Genomic DNA, 16,990 nt, shown 5'->3' with positions numbered 1-16,990 from the left:
TTCTATTTTTTCTCCTTTTTATATTCCTCGTTTAAACCTTTGATAACATCTTTGGTGACATCAAGTTTTTCATCAGCAAAAAGGATAGCGCTATTTCCTTTAGAGTAGGTTAATACCATTTGATAACCTTTCTCTTTTGCATGTTTTTTTAGATAATCAGCTACTTTATCGTATAGTTTTTCGTTTTCTCCAGCTTCTTCATTAGCTAACGCGGCACCTGCATTTTGTTGGTATGCCTGCAACTCTTGTTGTTTTCTGGCTAATCTTTCTTCTGTTTTAGCTCTTTCGTCTGCACTCATAGATTGAGCGTTTTGCTGGTAAGCAGCAACCTCTCTTTGAAAAGCAGTTCCTTTGTTTTTTAAATCAGCTTCAGCTTTTTTAGATTTCCCTTCGAATTTTTCTTTTAATTCTTTGAAATATTCATAATTGTTCAGCAAGGAGTCAGAATTTACATAAACAATTTTATCTGTCTCTTTTTTCTCTACTTTATCAGCAACTTTTTCGGTGTTTTTCTCGGCAGCGTTATTGCAACTCACAACTGTCAACGCTAAAGCAAATGCACTTGCCGCTTTAGCAATCTTTAAAAGACTTTTATTCATTCTGTTCTCTAAATATTTAACACAAAGATATACTTTCAATAAAAGTATCCTAATAAAAAGAGGAAAACGTTTAAAATATAAATACCTTTTTTACAAAATCTATTTTATACTACCGGTGTTTCTTCTAAAGTTGGTACCTGTTGTTCGTGAGTTTTTAGGCCAACCAGTTTATCTACTCTGAACATGAGAAGAATAGATATAAAAGAAACAGCTACTACGGTATAGCCAACAATATTGTAATGTTCTAAAGGACTAAACTTAGTTTGCTGATGAACAATTAACCCCGCTATTGCAGCGGCTAAACCTCCGGCTATTTGCTGTAATGAAGCATTGATGCTCATAAAAGCTCCACGATCCTGCATGTCGGGTACTGCCGAAATTAAAGTAGACGAAGGTACCATACGGCTCATAATTCCTATCATCATACAAATATTAATTACCAAAACCAAGGCAAAAGGTGTGGCAGATAGGTTAGTATAAATGATACATATGAGCATTAGCCATATAGTAGCAATAGCGAATAATTTGAATTTGTTGAATTTATCGCTCATTTTACCAATTAAAGGCATAATAATTAAAGAGCTTAGGCCCGATGCCATAAAAAGAAAAGGAAGCTGATCGGCATTGATTTTTAAATTGTTTACCGCATATACTGTTCCGTAAGGCATCATCATAAAACCACCAATAGAAAGTATAGCTGTTGTAATAAAACCAATACGGTAGTCTTTTTTCTTTATTGTCTGAAAAAGATGGGCAATTGCATTCTTTTGGATATGCATTCCCAAGTGCGCATCAACAGGTTTTAAGCGGAGAGCAATTAAAATACCTATAATAGCGGCAAATCCGGCAATAAATAAAAATGGAGCTTCCCAACCCAGATGATTGGCAATATACAAACCAATGGGGATTCCTAATACCTGACTTGCGCCAAAACCCATTTGAACAAAGCCCATTACACGTCCTCTTTTTTCTAAAGAGAATAAGTCTGTAATAATAGCCATAGAAATAGAACCAATAACACCTCCAAATAGCCCTGTGAAAATTCTGGCAGCTACCAGGGTGTAAAAACTATTGGCTATACCACAAAAGACAGTTCCTATTATAAAGCCTGTATAGAAAAATAAAAGTAGTTTTTTTCTATCGTACTTATCAGCAAAACCAGCAGTAAGCAGACCCGAAAGACCCGCACTGAATGCATATGCAGATACAACTATTCCAAAAGAAGAAGCATCTATGTCCATAGATTTGATGAGCAGGTCGCCTAGTGGAGACATCACCATAAAATCCAGTATTACGGTAAATTGGCTAATAGCCAATATAAATATTACCAGTTTCTCATAACCGGTAAAAGGTGTATTTTTTGTTGATTGCATAAAATTAATTCAAGATTTGACAGTGAAAACCACAATCTTCTACCATAGAGATAATAAATTGATGATTACTTTCTGTAGCTACTACCCGTAGTACAAAATCTTCATCAGAAAGGTCTACTGTCCACGAGATAATGTGAGGATGTTTATCCAGTGAAGCTTGTATCCTTTCTCTTTCAGTAAGGTTAGTTACTGAGGTTTTAAATAGAAGGATATGGGTTTCGTTTAACATGTTTATTGTTTTTTGAGTGCTTTCAGCACTAATTTTAGTGTGTCGTCAAAAATTCTATCAGTAAAGGAAAAGTTTCTGCCACCAATGCTCTGGCCATCTAAATGGAACTTTATCAGGGAATAAAGCGGGCCAAAAGCAATTGCCCAATAAACTTCCAGACTTAAGTCTTCCATTTCTTCACGCTCTTTCATGTTTCTAAGAAACTTTCCGAAAATGGGGGATATCTTTTCAGTAAGATCTTTGTAGAAAGATTCGTAATAAACAGAACTACGTAATTGTTCATAAAACAATGAATTTTCAGGAAAATTTTTAATATACTCAAACCTGTTAACCCACTGTTGTCTGATTCCCTGTTCTAAGGAGCCATCAGGGTCAAATTTTTTAAGCATAGCCTCTGCCATTTTAATGGCTTGCTCGCTGGATATACTGTTTATTAAATCATCTTTATCCTTATAATAGATGTAAACCGTAGCAACAGATATTTTGCAAGCCTTAGCCAGTTTAGCAATGCTAAAACCCTCAAAACCATGTTTGCCAATCAATTCTATGGTTTTCTGTTTAACTAATGCTTGCTTTTCTGCGTCTCTGATTCTCATTTCTTTTTTTGACGGCACAAATATAAATGAATATTTATTTAGTTATAAAAAAATGTAAAAAAAAACTGCTTAAGGTTGTCAGTGATTACCTGATCCTTAAGCAGTTTTAAAGTGAATTCTGTATGAGACTAACCCAGTTGAGCGTCTAATTTAGATGCCAAAACAGATTTTGGAACAGCGCCAACTTGTTTGTCCACAATTTCTCCATTTTTGAAAACCAATAGGGTAGGGATGTTTCTGATACCAAATTTAGCAGAGATTTCTGAGTTATGGTCTACGTTAACTTTTCCTACAATAGCTTTTCCTTCATAATCCTTAGCCAATTCTTCTACAACCGGACCTACCATTCTACAAGGACCACACCATTCTGCCCAAAAATCAACTAAAACGGGTTTATCTGATTTTAATACCAATTCTTCAAAATTAGCATCGGTAATTTCTAAAGCCATAATATATAAAATTTTAAAAGTTTCTTTTTTTATCAAATATACGTTTGCAAATTGTTTGCCACAAATAGTTTATAGCAATTTTAAAATAGATGAAAATTATAGTACTTTGAAGACATAAATGGAATACATTTTGCTCCCCTACATCAAACAAGTACGGACATTCTGTGTTTTTACTATCGGGAGAAAGAAGTGCTGGTTTCATTTGAATCTTTCAACAATCTATAACATTTGAAAAAATACTTAAAAAAGACACTGAAAATATTTGCTTGGATCTTAGGTTCCATAGTAGGTTTATTGCTGCTTATTGCTATACTGATTCAAATACCTTCTATACAAAATTTACTGAAAGATAAGGTTATTAGTTACCTGGAGGCAAAAATAAAAACACCTGTACATTTAGATCGGATTTATATTGGTTTTCCCAAAAAACTTGTTCTAAAAGGGGTGTATTTCGAAAGCCTGGAAAGAGACACATTGCTCGCCGGAGAAAAATTGGCTGTTGATATTAGTATGGTAAAGCTTCTGCGAAGTGAAGTCCAAATTAACAGTATAGATCTGGAAGGTATCACCGCTAATGTCAAAAGAAATCAGGACTCTGTGTTCAATTTTGATTATATCATTAAAGCATTTGCTTCTGAACAGGAAAAAGAACCTAAACCTGAGGATACCACCTCGACGATGAAGTTCTCATTAGGTAAGATTAATCTGGATAGAATTAAGATTGGTTTTGACGATGCCATTACCAAAAACTACCTGCACTTTTATATCGGGCATTTTGATACCAGTATTAAAAAGTTTGACTTAGATGAGATGGATTTTGATATTCCGCAGGTAAAACTCGAAGAGCTGAAGCTTAACCTAAAACAGGGAATTGTGGAAGAGGCCATTCAAAAAGCAACGGTTGCTGCCAATGAGACAAGCGCAACTTCTCCTTCTCTGAAATTGAAACTTGGTGAGGTGGATCTGTCTAAAATTGCAGTATATTATGATAGTGAAGAAACTAAGCTCAATGCAGATTTATTTGTGGGGTCTTTATTTGTAAAACTGAAAGATATTGACTTAGATAAGCAGTTGGTAAACATCGATAAAATTGATTTTAAAGATACCCGGGGGAAATTACTTTTTGGAAAATTGGATAAGAAACCGGAGGTTAAGAAAGATGTTTCTGTTGAAGATTCTGTATCAACCAATAATTGGAAAGTACATGTAAATAAAGCAGATTTTGCCAATATAGATTTTAAGTTTGATGATCAAAATATAAAGCCAATTTCGAGAGGAATGGATTATATGCACCTGGATTTTAAAGAGCTCACACTTAAAGCAGAAGATTTTTATTATAGTCCGGATACCATTTCGGGAAACATTCTTGATTTAATAGCCAAAGAAAAAAGCGGACTTTTTATAGAAACCTTCAAAACAGATTTTTTCTATGGGCCTCAATCGGCTTATCTTAAGAAACTGTACCTTAAAACACCTAAAACAATTATCAAGGACGAGATTAAGCTGGCTTATCCCTCTATAGCATCACTTACCGAAAACCTCGGAGATTTAGCCCTCGACGCTTCTATTAATGGTAGCCGTTTAGGCTTTAAAGACATATTGCTGTTTGTTCCTGATCTTTACAATACCAATCCGTTCAAAGATAATCCGAATGCAGTATTGGCTATTAATAGCCGGATAAACGGTAAAATAAAAGACCTGCGTATTCCCAATTTAGAAATTAGTGGAATAGGTACAACCAGGATTGTTGCCAGTGGACATATTACTGGTATGCCTGATGTTGACAAAGCAAATTTTGATCTTAATATTAAAAATTTCCAGACATCGGGAAAAGATTTATATGGTTTTGTTCCTCCTAAAACCATTCCGGATAATATCAGTTTACCTGGGTATATTAATCTAAAAGGTATTTTTAAAGGTGGAATAAATAATTTTTTCACGAATCTGAACCTGATCAGTAGTTACGGAAATGCGAGCATAAGAGCCCGTTTTGATCAACGGGTAAAAAATAAAGAAAAATATGACGCTTTTGCCCTAACCAATGGTATTGATATAGGTAAATTCCTGAAAAATGATTCGATAGGCAAGATAGCACTACAGGCAAAAGTAGAAGGAGTTGGCCTGGATCCAAAAACAGCCAATGCCAAATTCGACGGTATTATAAATAGTGCCGTTTATAACAAGTATGTGTACAAAGATTTAAAAGCGGTAGGCGAAATTAAAAACGGGTTGTTTGATATTAAAACAGGTATGGAAGACCCTAATCTTAATTTTACCATTAAGGCAAATGGAAGCTTCAAAGAAAAATATCCTTCTGTAAAGGTAGATGCGGTACTTGATAGTGCAGATTTTAATAAACTTAACCTGTATGCCGGTAGTTTAAGGTTGCGTTTAAATATGAAAGCAAATATTGAAACAGCAGATCCCGACTACCTGAACGGTAGAATCTTCTTCGATAAAATAGTAGTTGCGCAGGAAGCAAGTAAATTTGTGTTAGATTCTATATACATAAGAGCAAAATCTACAGAGAGCAAAAATGACATCTATTTATGGACTCCTTTCATGAGTGCAAAAGTAGACGGTAAATATCAGTTTACTCAAATAGGAGAAGCGTTGTCCAATACTGTGGCCAGATATTATAATACCGACCAGAAAGCACAACGTAAGGAAACTACTCCTCAATATTTTGATTTTTCTGCAAAATTAGTTAATCACCCTTTTATAATGCAATTTCTGCCCGATCTAAAAAAACTGGACCCGGTTGTGCTTAAAGGTCATTATAATAGTAATGGAGATACTTTAACTGTCAATGGAGATATCCCTCATATCGTATACGGAGGCAACACCATTAATAACGGAACTTTAAAAGTAGCTACAAAAGATACGTCACTCCATTACAATCTCATGTTTGATGAGATAAAAACAGGTTCAATGACTTTATTAAGGACTATTTTGTCTGGTAAGGTAAAAAATAATGTGTTGGACTATTTGTTGCAAGTTCATGACCGGACAAACAAAGAGCGTTACAGACTTGGTGGTAATGTAGAAGCCACACAAAATGCCACTCTTATTAAGTTGGATCCATTAAACCTGAAATTAGATTATGATAAATGGACGATTCCGGAAGATAATGTTATAGAACTGGGTGAGAATATTTACGCCAGAAATTTCTTTCTTCATTATGGAAATCAGGGTATAAAGATAGCTTCCCATAGCGAAGAAAAAAATGCCCCTCTAGCCATCGATTTTGAGCAGTTTAAGATAGAAACCATCACTAGTATTGTTAATCAGGACTCGTTAAAAGTTGGAGGCGTAATAGATGGCGATATTCTACTCAGAAACCTGACAACCAATATGGTATTTACCTCAGATATAACCGTTCATGATTTTAACTTCAGAGGTGATACGTTAGGGAACATAGCTGTTAAAGTTGATAATGAGATAGAAGACACATTTAAAGCCAATATGTCTATAACAGGGCAGGGTAATCAGGTAAACCTGACAGGAAGTTATCTTACCGCATCTGAAACATTAGATATGGTATTGGATGTAGAAAAATTAAACCTTAAAAGTTTAGAAGGTTTATCATTTGGGAATATCTCCAATACAAAAGGGTTTCTTTCCGGAAACTTTAAAATAGGAGGTCAAACAAGTGCGCCAAGAGTTATAGGTGAATTGAAGTTTAATGATGCCGCTTTTGCAGTAACACAAACAAACTCATACTTTAAGTCATTAAATGATAAGATTATTTTTGATACAGAAGGAATAAGGTTTAATAGGTTTAAACTAACTGATAGTTTAGATAATAAACTGACTGTAAACGGGCAGGTGCTGACAAAAACTTATCAGGACTTTAAATTTAAGTTGGATATTAATGCTGCTAATTTTAAAGTGGTAAGCTCTACAGCCAAAGATAACGACCTCTTTTACGGAGATTTATTTGTAGATACCCGTTTAGCCATAAGAGGCGATCTGGATAATCCTAAGGTGGATGGCAGCCTTAAAATAGACCCACAAACCAAATTTACTATGGTATTACCTTCGTCAGATCCAAGTATTGCAGACAGAGAAGGTATAGTAGAGTTTATAGATCAGGATAATATGGATGTCCAAAATTTATTTGCTGTACCAGATACCCTGGAAAATTCAAAAATTGTAGGTATGGATATATCTGTCAATATTCAGATAGATAAAAATGCCGAATTGGTAATGATTATAGATAAGAATAATGGCGACTTTGTAAAGGTAAAAGGAGATGCGGAACTGAATGGAGGGATAGATCCATCCGGTAAAATTACTCTAACCGGGCGTTACGAACTTACTGAAGGTACCTATGAAATGAGTTTCAATTTCATAAATCGGAAGTTTGATATTCAGAAAGGAAGTTCTATTGTGTGGACGGGCGAGCCGATGTCTGCAATAGTAGATATAACCGCGGCTTATATAGCTAATACAGCCCCTTTAGACTTGCTTGAAGATCAGTTGGTAGATCTTTCTCCGGCCGTTAAAAATACTTATAAGCAAAAAGTGCCATTTCAGGTATTGCTGAATATGGATGGAGAGTTAATGCAGCCCGAAATAACTTTTGATATTAAGCTTCCCGATGGAAATTATAATGTCTCATCAGAGATTGTTTCAAACTCCCAAAGTAAACTCGAACAATTGAGACAAGAACCATCAGAATTAAATAAACAGGTTTTTGCCCTATTATTGCTCAATAGGTTTGTTGGAGAAAATCCATTTGCAAGCAGTAGCAGTGCGGTAGGAGTAAACTCTATGGTAAGGCAGAGCGTGAGTAAGTTGCTATCAGACCAGTTGAATAATTTAGCAGGTAATCTTATTCAGGGGGTAGAAGTAAATTTCGACCTGGCTTCAACAGAAGATTATAGTTCTGGAAGTATGGAAAACAGGACAGACCTTAATATTGGGGTTTCTAAACGTTTTCTGGACGACAGATTGAAAGTTACAGTGGGAAGCAACTTTGGTTTAGAAGGGACGGATCAACCCAATAGAGAAACAAATAATATAGCAGGAGATATTGCTGTAGACTATCAGCTTTCTAAAGACGGGAGGTATATGTTGCGCGCTTATCGTAAAAACCAGTACGAAGTAGCCTTGCAAGGTCAAGTGATAGAAACTGGGGTGGGATTTGTACTCACTATGGATTACAATAAATTCTGGCAGATTTTTCATCACCGAAAAGAAAGAAAAGCAATCAGAAGACAAGAAGCAAAAAAAGAGTAACAAATTATGCTCAGTACACTAAAAAAAACAATGAAGCTAAACAAATATATATACCGCATTGGCTCTGAAAGGAAGAATTCAAAAGCCTTTTATCTCTTATCTAAATGTAGATTGGAGCAAGGTTTTAGTGTAGCTTGTTTAGTGGTTTTTTTGAAAAACTTAATTCGTAGCTGTGGGGCAGGTACTATGGGAAAGATAAAAATAAGTAGCTTTTTGTGGTTAATCATCATGTTGTCCTCATGTAGTAATATTAAATACCTTCCGGAAGGAGAAAAACTTTATATAGGGGGAGAGGTAAAAGTAAAGGGAGATAGTCTGCGTAAAAAAGAAAAAAAAGCTTTACAGGAAAACTTACAGACATTAATCAGACCTAAACCCAACTCTTCTTTTTTTGGGTTGAGACCCAAACTATTCTTCTATAATATTGCAGGCGAAACTAAAAAAGAAAAAGGTATCCGTTATTGGATAAAAAATAAATTAGGAGAACCTCCGGTTTATGCCAGTAAACTTGATGTGCAATATAATGTAGATGTTTTACAAAACAGAGTAGAAAATCTGGGCTATTTTAGAGCGCATAGCGAAGGCGATACCACCAGTAAAAATAAAAAAGTAACTGCCCATTATTTAGTACAACCCGGGGTACAGTATAAAATAAGAAAAGTAGTGTTCCCTGAGGATACTACCGAATTGGCTAAAGCTATTAGGGCAGACCAGGCCCAAACATTATTGAAAGCCGGGAGACCTTATGATTTGGATGTGATAAAATCGGAAAGAGAAAGAATAGACTCAAAACTCAAAGAACGAGGGTTTTATTACTTTGCGCCAGATTATGTAATAGCCAAAGTAGATAGTACCATAGGGAAACAAGAAGTAGATATACTTTTAGAAGTTAAAAAACAAACACCAGCGAAGTCAAAAGGCGAATATTTTATCAATGATATTTATATCTATCCGGATTATTCTATTAACGGATCTTCTGTCATCAGGAATAATAATAAATATGTTACGCAATACAAAGGCTTTAAGGTAATTGATAGAAAGAATACTATAAAACCGCAGGTATTTGATCGTACTATGTTTTTTGAACCTGGTGATAAGTATAACCGAACCGATCATAATCTGTCTTTAAACCGGTTGGTGAGCTTAGGTACCTTTAAGTTTGTGAAAAACCAATTTAAAGAAACAGACTCTTTATCTAATAAGCTGGATGTTTATTATTTCCTAACCCCCAATAGAAAAAAATCTGTCCGTTTAGAACTTTTAGGAAAAACCAATTCTGCAAACTACAGGGGAACAGAGCTTAGCCTAAATTGGTTAAACAGAAATACGCTACGTGGAGCAGAACAATTAACTATAAGTGCTTTCGGAGGTTTTGAAGTTCAAATTGGCGGACAAAATAAGGGTTATAATATATATAGATATGGAGCAGATGCAACGTTGGTCTTTCCACGGTTTATTGCACCATTTAATGTAAATACATCGGGAGCTTTTATTCCCAAAACGCAAATCAATTTAGGATACGAGCACCAGAGGAGATTAAAATTGTATACTTTAAGAACTTTCAAAGGATCGTTTGGATACGTTTGGAAAGAAAATGTGTTTAAAGAACATGAGTTTAAAGTATTAGATGTAACCTATGTGAATTCCAATAATGTTACTCAAGAATATTTAAATAAAGTAGATTCCATGCCGTCTTTAGGGCGTATTATAGAAAAACAGTTGATTTTTGGTCCTACCTATTTCTTCACCTATACCAATACAACTTTAGCCAATAAACCCAATACTTTTTATTATCGGGGAGGGATAGATTTATCAGCAACTATAACCGGACTATTTATGTCCAAAAAAGATACTGCAAAAATATTTGGAGTTCCTTATAGTCAGTATGCCAAAATGGAACACGATTTCAGGTATTATATTAAGGTAGGGGCAAAAAATAAATGGGCAAATCGTGTTTTTGTAGGCGTGGGATTACCTTATGGAAACTCTAGAGAAATACCCTATATAAAACAGTTTTTCTCTGGTGGAACAAATAGTATCAGGGCATTTAGAGCAAGATCTATAGGCCCAGGGAGTTATATGGATCCCAATACTGCCCATTCATTTGTGCCGGATTATTCAGGAGATATCAAACTGGAATTAAATACAGAATATAGAGCCAAACTATTTTCTATTGTAGAAGGAGCCTTATTTGCTGATGCTGGTAACGTTTGGTTAATGAACCGCAATAGTGACAGACCAGGAGCAGAATTTACAAAAGATTTTATGGATCAGCTGGCTGTAGGTGTAGGTGCAGGTATTCGTTTTGATTTGTCTTTCCTTATTTTAAGAGGAGATTTAGCCATGCCAATAAGAAAACCATATTTACCCAAAGGAGAACGCTGGACTTTTGATCAAATTGACTTGGGAAATAAACAATGGAGAAGAGATAATTTAATATTTAACCTGGCTATAGGTTATCCGTTTTAAAAGTTTAGTAAATCTTGCCTGATTACTGGTAAGGGGAATGAAATGAGTAGAAATGGTTGAAGGGTAGCCTTATTCTGCGTAGAAAGCCTGTAAATATTTATCAATATAAAATTGTTTATCCCTCGATTTGTATTGCTGGATATAGCGTGGATGCTCTAATATCACCATCCGCTCAAAAAGCTTCTCAGATTTATTGAGTTTGTCAATAAAATCAGCATTTTTCTTGCCCAATACATAAACTTCAGAAGTATCTAACCCCAGTTTAATGTGGTTTTTTAAAGATTGGATCATGAAATCTTTAACCATAGCAAACAAATGTCTGTCATCATAGTAATTCGCATTCAGCCAATTGCCATCCTTTACTTTACGTATAATGGCTAAAGGAAAGGGAGAGTTGATATAGAATTGTTTGTAGAAACTTTCTGCACTTCCGTAAGCATTTATCATATCATACATGAAAACCGAAGAAATTTCATGCGTATGAGCTGATGTCATGGTAATACTACAAACATCTCTTAATCGTTTAGTATCAGTAAACGGAACGCCTGTTACCCCTGCTCCATTTCTGCTGGGATTAATACCAATAATAAACTTCCGTTGCCGGGAATCGTTATAATATTTGTGATAGAATTGCTGCATAACCTGCATGGTTTCCGGGTTGTCCGTATAAGGGTTAAGCACACGGAAATTGTCTGGTAGTTTTCCTGTATAATCTAAGCTGCGGTTAAATTCAATAATCTTATCGGCAAAACTCATGATAGCAAAGGTATAAAATCTGTAGGTTAAGTTTAACGGTTAAAGCAATATAATCTGATTGGTTTATATAGACTAAGCGAATTATTGAAAATAAAACAGGCGATGATTTTTAATCACCGCCTGTTTTTTAGCCTCAATTATTTATTTTTTATGCATTACTGATATTGAATATAAATCGGTTTTGGCGACAACTTCATCAGCTCTGTAGGGGTCATCAATCTGTTAGGAGCTTTCTTTAAATCGTTTTTGTAGAAAAGCTTGAATCCGGTAAACTGAACAGGCTGTTCTCTTATCCAGTGACGGTAGGTACCCTTTTTCAATTCAGGCTCACCCCATCCGTCCATATGCATTACTATTTGTACTTCCGGTACCAGTTTTATGTTTTTATAATTGGTAACCATGCCTTTTGTAAATCGGTGTATGACAAATATTTTAGCCGGAAGATTGTTCTCTTTAACCAATTTTTGTAAAAATTTGGTACAGTAATTAATATCTTCCGCATCGTAAGTTCCAATTTTTGTTCCCGGTTTATGTCCTGTTTTCATAGAGAACTCAGGATCAATCCCTAAATGAACATTTGGCATTTTTAAGTATTTTTCCAATAAAGGCAGTTCTTGTTGGATAGTACTTAAAGCTACCTGTATATCTAAAAACACAATACCATTGTGCATTTTAGCAATATTTAACGCCGAATCGATTTGTTTGTCAGGCATTCTAAAACGATATTTTCCGTCTTTTCCACCATCACCTTGGGCAACAACCGCAATATAGTGAACACCAGCTTGTACAGGAGTAGAAGGGTCTGCCTTTTCCCATGCTTTAACCTCCTGATTTAATCTTCTCCACATTTCTTTAGGTTCATATTCACCTAAAGCACCCATTTTTTTAGAATATAGGTTACCATAATAAACTACCACTCGTTTAAAAGGTAAGATTGCTCCGGGTGCAGGCACAGGTTGTTTAATAACCGGCCAAAGACCAGTAGTGTCGCCATTTGCCAGGTTTTTAACTGCCTCCCAATATTTAATTGAATCTACTGGAGCATAAGTGTTCGCAGTTGCAGCAGGTATGGTGCCTTCGTCTTCAGTTTTGTTAGCTCCTGTAGCTACCGAATCTTTAGAAGATACGCTGCCTGCCTGTTTTGTTTTGCTTTCAACACCATTGCAGGATAGTAGTATAGCACTTATTGCAAGAGAGCAAAAAGAAGTTAATAATTGATTTTTAGCAATCATATTTTAAATATTAAAAGATAGTTGTGTTAATTTAGATAGAAAAAATAAGAATACATATTTATATATACTATACCGATCTGAATTTTCCGAAAACCCCTAATGGAAGGTTTATTCCAGATGTAGCATTCAGATAAAGCTCGCCTATTTCCAGGTTTTTTACATCGGGCTTGGCTCCTTTAATCAGGTTTTCTACAATCACAGAAGAGAAACCTAAAGAATAAGTATTCAGAATAAGAAAATGTTCTTCAGGATCCAGTAGTTTAACTACATCAGTCATCATTTCTTTAATGTGGTCTTCCAGCTTCCATTTTTCACCTTTAGGGCCATGTCCGTATGCCGGAGGATCTAATATAATTCCATTATATTTTTTTCCTCTTTTGAGCTCGCGTTGTACAAACTTTAGCGCATCTTCAACAACCCATCTGATATTTTCCAGACCCGATATTTCCTGGTTTTCGTTAGCCCAGGTAACCACTTGTTTAATAGAGTCAACGTGAGTAGTATCGGCTCCTGCCGCTTTGGCAATTAAAGAAGCACCACCCGTATAAGCAAATAAATTGAGCACTTTGGGTTCAGGAGTTTTAAATTTTTTAATAGTAGAAGATATATAATCCCAATTAACAGCCTGTTCAGGGAAAATACCTACATGTTTAAATGAGGTTAAGCCCAGTCTGAATTTAATTTCGGATTCTTTGTTTTTATAAACAATATGCCATCTATCGGGTATATTAGATGACTTTTTTATCCAATCTCCGGAAGTTGCCGAACGACCTTTGAAACGGATATGGTGAAGTTTTTGCCATTCGTTTTCCGATAGCTTTTTTGACCATACTGCCTGAGGCTCCGGTCTGATCAGGATAAGATTACCAAACCTTTCCAATTTTTCAAAATCGCCACAATCTATAAGTTCGTAGTCTTTCCAGTTTTCAGGCGTTAAAGCTTGGATATTCGGCTGATGCATGTATGTTTTACTTATTTAATATAAAAGTGCGCAAAGATAATACAAAAAAATAGAGTTTTTGTTAGAGTCATTAACCCTATATTTATTGTTTTTAATGGATGTATAACGAGTTAAGATGTTGATATTTAGTAGTCAAAGTGTAACCGTAAAGGTGCACAAAGGCTGCTGTAAATATAAAAAACTTATCTTAATAGCTTTTCCATTAACGGAGATGCAAATACAAAATCGTTTAACTCCTGATTGTCTGTTTTCGTAATTTCCTGATTAGAGCCTTCCCACCATTTTTCCCCTTTGTGCAGAAACAGAATCTTTTCACCAATACCCATTACAGAATTCATATCATGGGTAACAATAATTGTAGTGATTTTGTATTCCTCAGTAATTTCCTGAATAAGTTCATCAATAAGCAGCGAAGTTCGGGGATCTAAGCCTGAGTTAGGTTCGTCACAAAACAAATATTTAGGATTCATTACAATAGCTCTGGCTATTCCTACCCTTTTTTTCATACCTCCGGAAAGCTCCGAAGGATAAAGTTTATTTTTTCCAGCCAGATCAACACGTTCTAATACTTCTGATGCTCTGTCTTTTTTTTCCCCTCTTTTTTTGTTCGTAAACATATCTAAAGGGAACATCAGGTTTTGTTCAACCGTCATAGAGTCAAAAAGAGCAGAGTTTTGAAACAGCATCCCTATTTCCTGTCTGATAGGAATACGTTCCTCCATATTCATTTCCGTAAAATTCCGATCATCATATAAAACTCGTCCCTCATTAGGTTGATGCAGGCCTACCATACATTTTAGGAGCGTGGTTTTTCCAGAGCCCGATCCACCTATAATCAGATTGGTTACTCCAGGTTCAAATTCAGCAGTAATTCCTTTAAGGACATGGTTATCCCCAAAAGATTTCTGTATATCAATTACTTCAATCATAGCATCAACTCGGTTATAACATAATCTGCGGCAAGAATAGCAATACAACTTACTACTACGGTTTTTGTTCCTGCTTTGCCCACTTCTAAAGCCCCTCCATTAACATAAAAGCCTTGGTAAGACGCTACAGAAGTAATAATAAAGCCAAAAACAAAGGCTTTTACAAAGGCAACAGCCATGGTGTAAGGAATAAAACCTTCGGTAATACCTTCAATATATTCTGAGGCACTAACCACCCCCGAAGCTACACCACCAACATATCCTCCTCCAAGAGCAAGAAAAATAGAAATAAAGACCAATAAAGGAATCATGGTAATACCTGCCAGAATTTTTGGGAGTATAAGGTATCCAGGCGCATTAATACCCATAATTTCCAGGGCATCTATCTGTTCGGTGACCCGCATGGTGCCAATTTCAGAGGAAATAGAAGAACCAATTCTACCAGCCAGAACTAAAGCACAGATAGTAGGGCTTAATTCTAAAATAGCCGAATCCCGGTTTACAGCACCTACAATAGATTTAGGTATTAGTTCGCTTACCAATTGGAAAGCAATTTGTAGGGTCATTACCGCACCCACAAATACAGATATTATAGAAATCAGAGCCAGCGAGCCCACACCAATATAAACCATCTCTTTGACGATTTCTTTCCAGTATATTGAAAGTTTTTCTGGTTTTCTGAAAACCGATTTTAAGAGTAAGATGTACTTTCCGAAGTAGCTAAAAAACATGCTAAATATTTTTGTAAAAATAAGCTTTTTTATTCATGCAATAATTAAACCTAAATTAACATATTCGAATAAAATTTTGTGATGAATATACTAATAACGGGAGCAAGTAGGGGTATGGGTAGGGCGATTGCCCGAAAAATGGCTGAAAACAGCGCTAATTTAGCTTTGTGCGCAAGAAATTATGATGAGCTTTCAGCACTTAAACAGGAATTGGAAGCGAATAATCCGGCAATAAAAGTTTTTATAGCAGTGGTAGATTGTTCAAAAAAAGAAGAATTGATGCTTTTTGCAGATAATGCTGAGCAAAATCTGGGATTTATAGATACCTTAATCAATAATGTTGGCCTCTTTAAACCGATTAACATTTTAGATGAAGAGGAGGATTACCTGAAAATGCAGATGGATGTGAACTTATTTGCACCCTACTATTTGTATAAGCGATTGGGGCAAAAAATGCGTACAATGAAACAGGGAAGCATTATAAATATATGTTCTGTGGCCAGTAAGGAGGCTATTGTAAATGCCGGATCTTATTGTGTAACAAAGGCAGCATTGCTGAGTCTAAATAATATCATGAGAGAAGAGCTTAAAACTTATGATGTAAAAGTTACGGCAATTTTACCAGGGTCTACGTTAACAAGTTCCTGGGATGGTGTACAAATACCTGCCGATGAATTTGTTAGAGAAGAAGATGTTGCAGAGGTAGTACATACTGTTTTAAGTCTTAGCAAAGGAGCTAATGTAGATGAAATAACCATAAAACCTTTGCATGGACAGATTTAGATGGGCGAGAGAAAGTATACAGAAATATCAAAGACAATGCATGTTAATAAATTTTTAAAAGTCTCTTGATATCGTAAAAAAGAAGATATGACAAAGAAATTAATAAGAAACACAAGAAATAAGGTTGTTGCGGGTGTTTCATCAGGGCTTGCCGATTATTTTCAGTTAGATGTTATTTGGGTAAGGATAGCGTTTGTGTTGGCTACTTTAGCCGGAGGAACGGGTTTGTGGATATATATTATTTTATGGATTGCCATTCCCGAAAAAAGAACACCTGTTTTTTCTTTTAAAGATGATGAACCCTTTGCATTTGATGAAAAAACAAACTTTGATGATTGGGGTACCCGTAAAAATACCGAGGCCGGTTTTAAAGGATCGTTTATAGGCGGTACTATTTTAATAGCCTTAGGGAGCTACTTTTTGCTGTATGAGTTTGATTTGATACCCTACTGGTTTTCTTTATCTAAATTGTGGCCTTTGTTTATTATTGGTATAGGTTTATTTGTGATTTATAATAGTGTGAAGAAAGAAAATAACGGAAAAGACGATAAGGAGGAAGAAGCCAACCAAAACGAGAAGCCTGAAGAGGAGTTGAAGAATGATGATAAAGAAGATACTACAAATCAATAAAAATTAAGG

General features: G+C 35.4%; 14 protein-coding genes. 4 read left to right on the top strand and 10 right to left on the bottom strand.

Annotated elements, in window-relative coordinates; translation table 11 throughout:
* Positions 1 to 2: 2 nt before the first annotated feature.
* The 5 genes from ACFSAH_RS13890 to trxA form a co-directional block, all read right to left on the bottom strand.
* The gene (locus ACFSAH_RS13890; protein ID WP_379663344.1) at positions 3 to 599 is read right to left on the bottom strand and encodes an OmpH/Skp family outer membrane protein; all 597 of its coding nucleotides are present in this window, start codon (positions 597 to 599) and stop codon (positions 3 to 5) included.
* A 104-nt stretch (positions 600 to 703) separates the two neighbouring features.
* Positions 704 to 1,972: an MFS transporter gene (locus tag ACFSAH_RS13885; RefSeq protein ID WP_379663343.1), complete on the bottom strand. Its 1,269-nt coding sequence runs from the start codon at positions 1,970 to 1,972 to the stop codon at positions 704 to 706.
* Positions 1,973 to 1,976: 4 nt separating this feature from the next.
* Positions 1,977 to 2,201, bottom strand: a complete 225-nt coding sequence (locus tag ACFSAH_RS13880) for a hypothetical protein (RefSeq protein ID WP_379663342.1) — start codon at positions 2,199 to 2,201, stop codon at positions 1,977 to 1,979.
* Between the two features lie 2 nt (positions 2,202 to 2,203).
* On the bottom strand, positions 2,204 to 2,797 hold the full coding sequence (locus ACFSAH_RS13875) for a TetR/AcrR family transcriptional regulator (RefSeq protein WP_379663341.1): 594 nt from the start codon (positions 2,795 to 2,797) through the stop codon (positions 2,204 to 2,206).
* Positions 2,798 to 2,925: 128 nt separating this feature from the next.
* Entirely contained in the window at positions 2,926 to 3,246 is a 321-nt protein-coding gene (gene trxA, locus ACFSAH_RS13870) for a thioredoxin (RefSeq protein WP_379663340.1), read from the bottom strand.
* A 228-nt stretch (positions 3,247 to 3,474) separates the two neighbouring features.
* Between trxA and ACFSAH_RS13865 the strand changes: the two genes are divergently transcribed.
* Together ACFSAH_RS13865 and tamL are read left to right on the top strand one after the other, a co-directional pair.
* On the top strand, positions 3,475 to 8,490 hold the full coding sequence (locus tag ACFSAH_RS13865; RefSeq protein ID WP_379663339.1) for a translocation/assembly module TamB domain-containing protein: 5,016 nt from the start codon (positions 3,475 to 3,477) through the stop codon (positions 8,488 to 8,490).
* Between the two features lie 30 nt (positions 8,491 to 8,520).
* The gene (gene tamL, locus ACFSAH_RS13860; RefSeq protein ID WP_379663338.1) at positions 8,521 to 10,959 is read left to right on the top strand and encodes a translocation and assembly module lipoprotein TamL; all 2,439 of its coding nucleotides are present in this window, start codon (positions 8,521 to 8,523) and stop codon (positions 10,957 to 10,959) included.
* Between the two features lie 69 nt (positions 10,960 to 11,028).
* Here the strand turns inward: tamL and ACFSAH_RS13855 are convergent, their stop codons facing one another.
* The 5 genes from ACFSAH_RS13855 to ACFSAH_RS13835 all read right to left on the bottom strand — a co-directional run bounded on the left by ACFSAH_RS13855 (position 11,029) and on the right by ACFSAH_RS13835 (position 15,568).
* Positions 11,029 to 11,715 carry an SMUG2 DNA glycosylase family protein gene (locus ACFSAH_RS13855; RefSeq protein ID WP_379663337.1) on the bottom strand — a complete coding sequence of 229 codons (687 nt, stop codon included), beginning with the start codon at positions 11,713 to 11,715 and terminating at the stop codon, positions 11,029 to 11,031.
* Positions 11,716 to 11,870: 155 nt separating this feature from the next.
* On the bottom strand, positions 11,871 to 12,947 hold the full coding sequence (locus tag ACFSAH_RS13850; RefSeq protein WP_379663336.1) for a hypothetical protein: 1,077 nt from the start codon (positions 12,945 to 12,947) through the stop codon (positions 11,871 to 11,873).
* A gap of 67 nt (positions 12,948 to 13,014) precedes the next feature.
* A complete protein-coding gene (locus tag ACFSAH_RS13845; RefSeq protein ID WP_379663335.1) occupies positions 13,015 to 13,908 on the bottom strand; it encodes a class I SAM-dependent methyltransferase in 894 nt (297 codons plus the stop codon).
* A gap of 182 nt (positions 13,909 to 14,090) precedes the next feature.
* On the bottom strand, positions 14,091 to 14,837 hold the full coding sequence (locus ACFSAH_RS13840; RefSeq protein WP_379663334.1) for an ABC transporter ATP-binding protein: 747 nt from the start codon (positions 14,835 to 14,837) through the stop codon (positions 14,091 to 14,093).
* The gene (locus ACFSAH_RS13835; RefSeq protein WP_379663333.1) at positions 14,834 to 15,568 is read right to left on the bottom strand and encodes an MlaE family ABC transporter permease; all 735 of its coding nucleotides are present in this window, start codon (positions 15,566 to 15,568) and stop codon (positions 14,834 to 14,836) included. Before ACFSAH_RS13835 ends, ACFSAH_RS13840 begins: the two co-directional genes overlap by 4 nt.
* Positions 15,569 to 15,649: 81 nt before the next feature.
* Between ACFSAH_RS13835 and ACFSAH_RS13830 the strand changes: the two genes are divergently transcribed.
* Both ACFSAH_RS13830 and ACFSAH_RS13825 read left to right on the top strand, forming a co-directional pair.
* Positions 15,650 to 16,351, top strand: coding sequence for an SDR family oxidoreductase (locus ACFSAH_RS13830; protein WP_379663332.1), 702 nt, complete (start codon positions 15,650 to 15,652; stop codon positions 16,349 to 16,351).
* 87 nt (positions 16,352 to 16,438) lie between these two features.
* Positions 16,439 to 16,981 carry a PspC domain-containing protein gene (locus ACFSAH_RS13825; RefSeq protein WP_379663331.1) on the top strand — a complete coding sequence of 181 codons (543 nt, stop codon included), beginning with the start codon at positions 16,439 to 16,441 and terminating at the stop codon, positions 16,979 to 16,981.
* Positions 16,982 to 16,990: the final 9 nt, after the last annotated feature.

Source organism: Pseudopedobacter beijingensis, assembly GCF_042678145.1.
Taxonomy (GTDB): Bacteria; Bacteroidota; Bacteroidia; order Sphingobacteriales; family Sphingobacteriaceae; genus Pseudopedobacter; species Pseudopedobacter beijingensis.
Note: the sequence above shows the minus strand (reverse complement) of the source record. Positions and strands in the feature narration are given on the sequence as shown.